Annotated in this window: 8 protein-coding genes; 1 reads left to right on the top strand and 7 read right to left on the bottom strand. The window is 61.8% G+C overall.

The window, feature by feature from the left end; translation table 11 throughout:
• Positions 1-628: helicase-related protein (locus tag ENZ75_RS16215; protein ID WP_281061241.1), on the top strand; the 628-nt coding region annotated here is incomplete at its 5' end.
• A gap of 71 nt (positions 629-699) precedes the next feature.
• On the opposite strand, the gene ENZ75_RS16210 is transcribed toward ENZ75_RS16215, so the two are convergent.
• From ENZ75_RS16210 to ENZ75_RS16180, 7 genes are all read right to left on the bottom strand, one after another.
• Positions 700-1,305 carry a hypothetical protein gene (locus tag ENZ75_RS16210; RefSeq protein ID WP_013531372.1) on the bottom strand — a complete coding sequence of 202 codons (606 nt, stop codon included), beginning with the start codon at positions 1,303-1,305 and terminating at the stop codon, positions 700-702.
• A 241-nt stretch (positions 1,306-1,546) separates the two neighbouring features.
• Positions 1,547-2,197 carry an OmpA family protein gene (locus tag ENZ75_RS16205; protein ID WP_013531371.1) on the bottom strand — a complete coding sequence of 217 codons (651 nt, stop codon included), beginning with the start codon at positions 2,195-2,197 and terminating at the stop codon, positions 1,547-1,549.
• A gap of 175 nt (positions 2,198-2,372) precedes the next feature.
• On the bottom strand, positions 2,373-2,741 hold the full coding sequence (locus ENZ75_RS16200) for a GFA family protein (RefSeq protein WP_024503891.1): 369 nt from the start codon (positions 2,739-2,741) through the stop codon (positions 2,373-2,375).
• 168 nt (positions 2,742-2,909) lie between these two features.
• Positions 2,910-3,287, bottom strand: a complete 378-nt coding sequence (locus ENZ75_RS16195; RefSeq protein ID WP_013531369.1) for a hypothetical protein — start codon at positions 3,285-3,287, stop codon at positions 2,910-2,912.
• A 288-nt stretch (positions 3,288-3,575) separates the two neighbouring features.
• On the bottom strand, positions 3,576-4,007 hold the full coding sequence (locus ENZ75_RS16190; protein ID WP_063168090.1) for a GFA family protein: 432 nt from the start codon (positions 4,005-4,007) through the stop codon (positions 3,576-3,578).
• Between the two features lie 65 nt (positions 4,008-4,072).
• Positions 4,073-5,204, bottom strand: a protein-coding gene (gene prfB, locus ENZ75_RS16185; protein ID WP_013531367.1) for a peptide chain release factor 2 whose coding sequence is annotated in 2 segments (ribosomal slippage) — positions 4,073-5,137 and positions 5,139-5,204 — 1,131 coding nt in all. Because the reading frame shifts where the segments join, the coding sequence is not laid out codon by codon here.
• 117 nt (positions 5,205-5,321) lie between these two features.
• On the bottom strand, positions 5,322-6,692 hold a 1,371-nt coding region (locus tag ENZ75_RS16180; RefSeq protein ID WP_281061240.1), incomplete at its 5' end, for a penicillin-binding transpeptidase domain-containing protein.

The following is a 6,692-nucleotide window of genomic DNA, read 5'->3' as shown; positions in this document are numbered from 1 at the left end:
CCCCGACGTCAGCCATGTCTTCAACTATGACGTGCCGATCCATGCCGAGGATTATGTCCACCGTATCGGCCGTACCGGCCGCGCCGGACGCTCCGGAAAATCCTTCACCATCGCGACCAAGTCGGACACCAAATACATCGACGCCATCGAGCGGCTGATCGGCAACAAGATCGAATGGCATGACGGCGACTTGTCGACGGTGGTTGCCAGCGAAGGCGGCGAGGACGATGCTCCGCGCCGTGGCAAGGGCGCACCGCGCCGCGCCGGTCGCAAGGACGACGACCGCAGCAGGGAAAAGGGCGGCGAGCGCAAACCGCGCGAACGCCACGCCAAGCGCAGCGAAGACACGGCACCGGAAACAGTCCGCGAGGACCAGCCGGCGGCCGAGGTCGCAGCGGCAGCCGCCGACGTCGGCGAACGGCGCTCGCGCAAGGAAGCGATCCGTTCGGAAAACACCGAGCGCAAATCGTCCGATCGCAACGAACAGCGCGCACCGGAACGCGGCGATACCCGGCCGCAGCGAGACAACAGCCGCCCTGCCCGCCAACGTCACCAGGAAGACAACGATTCCACCGTTGGCTTCGGCGATGACATGCCGGCCTTCATGCGGATCGTCGCCAAGGTCTGATCCCGACCGCTTCGAAGGCAAGCCAGCCATCCGGCTTGCCTTCTCGGTAGAGCTCCAGCCTGGTTCGCCCGTTACATCGGCCCAGGCATCATCTTGGTCGGTTTTTCCAGCATCGGAAACTCGGCCTTCGAGCATTTCACGTTCGGGTTCGTCGGACTGAACATGCCGTTCGGATTGTCCCCGAGCCAGGCATGAAGGTCGTAATGGACGAACTCCTTCGGGATGAGAGGGTAGTGCCCCTCCATCGGCCCCATGAAGGTTTGGCCAAACAGCTTCGGAGGCTCCTTTATGTCCGGCGTCAGAGGCACCAGCCATTCCGCGCCCACCAGCCGCAAACCCTTCTTGGTCGGTTCATAGATCAGCACGTTGGGGTGCATCGGGTCGAGCTTCTGGCCGACACTCGGGACATTGACGAAGTGAATACCCATGGCGCCCTTCGGGTAATCCATCGCGCCCGCTATCTTTTCTCCGCTGTAGTAGACGCAGCCGACCGTCGACAGATAGAGATCGCGGACGGCAGCGGTGTAATCCTCATATTTGGCGAGCGACTTTTTCAAGGCTTCGATGTCGGCCTTGTTGGCGTCCTCGGCCCGAGCCGAAGCAACGTTCAGCCACGCGCCTACCAAACCTGTTAAAACGAGGACGCCACAGCGCCCAAGGCTGGCTGTTCTTGTCATGCATTCCTCCCAGATTTCTGATCTGGCCGTGCAAGACCGAGGCGGAAAAATGCTGATTGCGCGGCCGGTTACACCGCCTCATCCCCGCTGGACTGCCATGATGCTATTCCTTTCCATGGCCGCCGGAAAGCTATATTTTAGCAATAACTAAATCTATACCGTACCCATCCAGAGCGCCGATGTCAGCTCAAACAAAAACGGCCCCGCATGAGGGCCGTTTCGCATCCGCTTGCCGGACGGATCAGGTGAGCGGCGACAGCTGGATCTCGACGCGGCGGTTCTGGGCCCGACCTTCGGCTGTGGCATTGGATGCGACCGGACGTGTCTTGCCGAAGCCTGTGACGGCGAAGCGCCGCTGATCCACGCCCTGACCGGACAGATAGTTCGCCACCGCCAAAGCACGACGCTGCGACAAATCGAAATTGTGCTGGTCGCCACCGGTCGAATCGGTGTGGCCGAACACGTCGACCGTGGTCTGCTTGAACTTCTTCAGCACCAGCGCGACGGAGTTCAGGACCTGGTAGAAGCCGGGCTTCACCGCATCCTGATCCGAGTTGAAGGTGATGTCGGACGGCATGTTGAGGATGATCTGGTCGCCGCTGCGGGTGACGCTGACACCGGTGCCCTCGAGCTGCCGGCGCAGTTCGGCCTCGTTCTGGTCCATCGTGGCGCCGATGGCGCCGCCGGCCAGCGCGCCGATGCCGGCGCCGATCAGTGCGTTGCGGCGGTCGTTGCCACCGGCAAGCAGGCCAAGGCTGGCACCCGCCAGGGCGCCAAGGCCGGCGCCGGCCGCCGTGTTGGAAATCTTCTGGTCGCCTGTATACGGATCGGTGGTGGTGCAGGCGCTCACGAGCACAGCCGTCGCCACGACGACGAGCACAGTCTTTTTCATAGGATGGTCCCTCTCCAAGTCACGCCTTGCGGTGGCGCCAAATCAGCCCTTCCCGCGACTTGTACCATGAATTGCGGCGAAAAGCGGAACGGCAAAAGCGCCGTTCACGGCTTTTCCCGAGTGACCAATACCCGGTGGTGGCGCCGCATCGCCGTGCCGGAATGGTTTGGATAAGCTACCAGAGGTTCTTGCCGTCTATGACAACCACTTCGACCTTGTCGAGATCGAAATCATCGAACAGCCGCGAGTTGACGCTGATCTTGGGATTGTCGAAATCCGGCTCGCCTGTCGACCAGTCCGGCGTTTCGGTAAAGGTGCCGCAGCCGCAGGTGGCGCAAAAACCGTGCTTTACGGTCTTCGACCCCCAACGATAGAAAGAGACGTTCTCCATCGGGCTGGTGAGCTTGAATTGCGAAGGCACGTAATAGGCCCAGAGCGAGCCGCGTTTCGAGCAGAAAGAACAGGTGCATTGCGTCACCGTCTGCGGTGCTTGCGAAACCTCGAACGTCGTCGCCTTGCAATGACAGCTTGCCTTGATGGTCATCAACGAACTCCTCCTGTCGCCGCCACCCTGTGCGGCAAAGGCAGCATAAAGAGGTGCTCCTGACAACTGTCTGTCAGCAAGCATCACCGGCGCTACCGCGACAGGCGCGTCTCAGCAAGCCCGTCCCGTCACACGCGATCAGGCGGACGTAGGAATGCGCTCCTATCGTCAATACGAGCGCGGCGGCACGAACAGGCAGATTGTCCTGCCGGCGTCGAGGCCCCCCTGGTGCGCGCACCAATGGAACTCGCCGTCCGGGCTGTCCTTGACACGCTTGTCGGTCATTGGAACGACCTCACCCGTTCCGGCGATGACATAGCCCTCGGGTTTCTCCAGCACTTCGCCTGTATGGGTCGTGCGACAATCATAGTTGGCGCAGCATGCGAACGGATAACTCCAGCCTTGTGGCTTTGCCGCCGTGGGCGTGGCGTCATGCGCGAAGGCAGGTGCCGTCAGCATTGCCATCGCGCCGATCGCGAACAGGGAAAACAAAAGTCGGCCAGCCGGTTGAACGGCATTGGCCGATCTGAGTGTGGCAGCAGACATGGAAACGTTCCTTTCAAACGAGCATCAAGCGTTTCGCTTGCCCGTTCCCGGAACGTATCTTCCCAGTGGCCGGATCGTCGGGTCGCAGATATGCCGCGTCCGGCCATAAATGCTTTTTCTCTCCCAGCCCTTGGATGCTGGGCTGATTCCTTGGTCGGCGCAAGAACATGCATTCCCGACATCGTTCTACAGACGTCAGGCATCCGCTACCGCCGACGAGATGAGGCCAAGGTCAATTCCCGGCAAACGGGCGTCGAATAAACGGGATTGGCCCGCTGTGGTTCCAGCCTATTGCTGGTCGGAGCCGGCAATCACGTGCTCTTGATACTGCGGCAGGTCATCGGTGATGGTGAACCAGCCCGCCTTCGAACCGACGAAGATGTGCTCGGTTGGACGAATGGATGGGTCGTCGACGAGCGTTCCCATGGCGACATGGACATAGGCGCCGTCGCGCACGAGCGAATAAAGCAAGGAGCCGCACTGGCAGCAATGCGCGTTGTGGCCGCTTTGGTCGCCGAAGATCAGGAGTTTGTCCTCGCCTTCGGTGAGGACAAACTTTTCACGCTCGATACCGGCGAAAGGCTTGAATGCCGAACCGGTGGTGCGCCGGCAGTCCGAACAATGGCAATTCGCGGCATAGAGGAATTCGTCGGCCACCTCGTAGTGAACCGCGCCGCAAAAGCATTTTCCGGTGAGCTTGCTCGGCACTCTCTCCTCCATTGCTGTGGTGCGCAGGGGTATGTTCAGATGAGGCCAGGCCGGCCTCACCTGAATATGGGCATATCCTAGTCCAGGTCCGCCACGGCTTCGCCGGCACCGCCTTCGATGCGCTGCGACAACGAGGCTTCCATGAAATCGTCGAGGTCGCCATCGAGCACGCTCGACGGGCTGGTGCTCTCGACGCCGGTGCGGAGATCCTTCACCAACTGATAGGGCTGCAGCACATAGGAGCGGATCTGGTGGCCCCAGCCGATATCGCTCTTCGATGCTTCGGTGGCGTTTGCAACCGCCTCGCGCTTCTTCAGCTCTTCCTCGTAAAGGCGCGAGCGCAGCATCTCCCAGGCCTTGGCCTTGTTCTTGTGCTGCGAACGTTCGGCCTGGCAGGCGACCGCGATGCCAGTGGCCAGATGCGTGATGCGCACCGCCGAATCGGTGGTGTTGACGTGCTGGCCGCCCGAGCCGGACGAGCGATAAGTATCGATGCGGACGTCGGATTCGGAGACGTCGATCTCGATCGTGTCGTCGATGACCGGATAGACCCAGACGCTGGCGAAGGACGTATGCCGGCGCGCATTGCTGTCATAGGGCGAAATACGCACCAGGCGATGAACGCCCGATTCCGTCTTCATCCAGCCATAGGCGTTGTGGCCTTTGATCATCAACGTGGCGGACTTGATGCCGGCCTCTTCGCCGTCATGCATTTCCAGCACTTCGACTTTGAAACGGCGCCGCTCGGCCCAGCGCGTGTACATGCGCAGCAGCATCGAGGCCCAGTCCTGGCTTTCGGTGCCGCCGGCACCGGCATGGATTTCGAGATAGGTGTCGTTGGAGTCTGCTTCACCCGACAGCAGCGTCTCGACCTGGCGGGCCTTCGCTTCGCCTTGCATCGAGCGGATCGCGGCTTCCGCCTCGGCGATCACGCCCTCATCGCGCTCTTCCTCGCCGAGTTCGATCAGGCCGATATTGTCTTCCAGCGCCTGCGTCAGACCTTTCACCGAGGCGATGCCTTCTTCGAGGCTCTGGCGTTCGCGCATCAGCTTCTGCGCTTCCAGCGGCTCGTTCCAGAGGCTGGCGTCCTCGGCGCGCACATTGAGGTATTCAAGCCGCTTTATGGCTTGATCCCAGTCAAAGATGCCTCCTCAGCAGGGTTATCGCCTGCCTGATCTCGTCGACAATATTCTGCGTTTCCGCGCGCATGGCTGGCTGTTCTGTCCTGTTTGCTGAAATCGGTCGGCGCGATACATAGGCACGCCGCCGCCGGCTGTAAAGCAAAATGGGCCGGCCCAAGGCCAGCCCATCCGCCCCTGAAAATCGTCAGTAGAGGCCGCCGCCGCCGGACTGGATAGCCTGATTGGCTTGCGGCGACAGCGCGCCACCGGTGGCATTTGAGCCGTCGGCGCCCATGCCGATCACCCAATAGCTGTCGGCGGGACCGGTGCCCGGCTTGAAGGCTTCGATGATGGTGCCGGGATCGCCCGATGCGGCACGCATGCCGGTCTTGCGATTGATGGCGACCAGGTTCATGCCTTCCGGCACCTTGAAGTCGACATTGGGCGTGCCGTCCAGCGCCACTCGCATGAAGTCCTTGAAGATCGGGGCTGCGAGACCGCCACCGGTGGCGCCATGGCCGAGGCCGCGCGGCGTGTCATAGCCCATGTAGAGGCCGACGACGAGGTTGGGCGTGTAACCGATGAACCAGGCGTCCTTTTCATCGTTGGTCGTTCCGGTCTTGCCGGCGATGTGACGGCCGAGTTCGCCGATGGTGGCGCCGGTGCCGCGCTGCACGACGCCTTCCATCATCGAGGTGATCTGGTAGGCGGTCATCGGGTCGAGCACCTGCTCGGAATTGTCGACCAGCTCCGGCTCCGGCTGGTTCTGCCATTCCTGCGCATTGCAACCCTGGCAGCCACGTTCGTCCTGCTTGAACACCGTCTTGCCGTAGCGGTCCTGGATGCGGTCGATGAGCGACGGTTTGATCGACTTGCCGCCATTGGCCATGATCGAATAGGCCGACACCATGCGCATCACGGTGGTTTCGCCGGAACCCAGCGCCATTGGCAGATAGGGTGCCAGATGGTCGTAGACACCGAAGCGCTCGGCATATTCGACCACCAGCTTCATCCCCATGTCATTGGCAAGCCGCACCGTCATCAGGTTGCGCGACTTCTCGATGCCGGAGCGCAGGGTCGCCGGACCGGCGACGGTGCCGTCATAGTTCTTCGGCGTCCAGCTCGTGTTGCCGCTCTGGATCGTGATCGGCCCGTCCATGATGACCGAGGCCGGCGTATAGCCATTGTCGAGCGCTGCCGAATAGACGATCGGCTTGAACGAGGAGCCCGGCTGGCGCATGGCTTGCGTGGCGCGGTTGAATTCGGACTGCGCATAGGAGAAGCCGCCGACCATGGCCAGCACGCGGCCGGTGTGCGGGTCCATGGCGATCAGGCCGCCTTCCACTTCGGGCACCTGGCGCAGGCTGTAGGTGCCCTCGGCACCATCGTTTTTCTGCACGAAGATGACGTCGCCCGGCTTCAGCACCTCCGCCGGCGACTTGGCCTTGACGGTCTTGCCGGCGACCACATGGCGCATGGCAAAACCCATGTCCTCCTTGCTGATAGTGCCTTCGACGCGCTCCTTGACGATCTCGCCCGACGCCTGCCGTGCGGGCTGCAGGCCGATCGACAGGCC

The organism is Mesorhizobium sp. M7A.F.Ca.CA.002.04.1.1 (genome assembly GCF_004022805.1).
Lineage (GTDB): Bacteria > Pseudomonadota > Alphaproteobacteria > Rhizobiales > Rhizobiaceae > Mesorhizobium > Mesorhizobium ciceri.
The sequence above is the reverse complement of the archived record's forward strand: the minus strand, read 5'-3'. Positions and strand labels throughout refer to the sequence as shown.

Coding starts and splice junctions, on each gene's coding strand:
- ENZ75_RS16205 (WP_013531371.1), bottom strand. CDS start 2,197: ATGAAAAAGACTGTGCTCGTCGTCGTGGCGACGGCTGTGCTCGTGAGC.
- ENZ75_RS16190 (WP_063168090.1), bottom strand. CDS start 4,007: ATGGAGGAGAGAGTGCCGAGCAAGCTCACCGGAAAATGCTTTTGCGGC.
- ENZ75_RS16210 (WP_013531372.1), bottom strand. CDS start 1,305: ATGACAAGAACAGCCAGCCTTGGGCGCTGTGGCGTCCTCGTTTTAACA.
- ENZ75_RS16200 (WP_024503891.1), bottom strand. CDS start 2,741: ATGACCATCAAGGCAAGCTGTCATTGCAAGGCGACGACGTTCGAGGTT.
- ENZ75_RS16195 (WP_013531369.1), bottom strand. CDS start 3,287: ATGTCTGCTGCCACACTCAGATCGGCCAATGCCGTTCAACCGGCTGGC.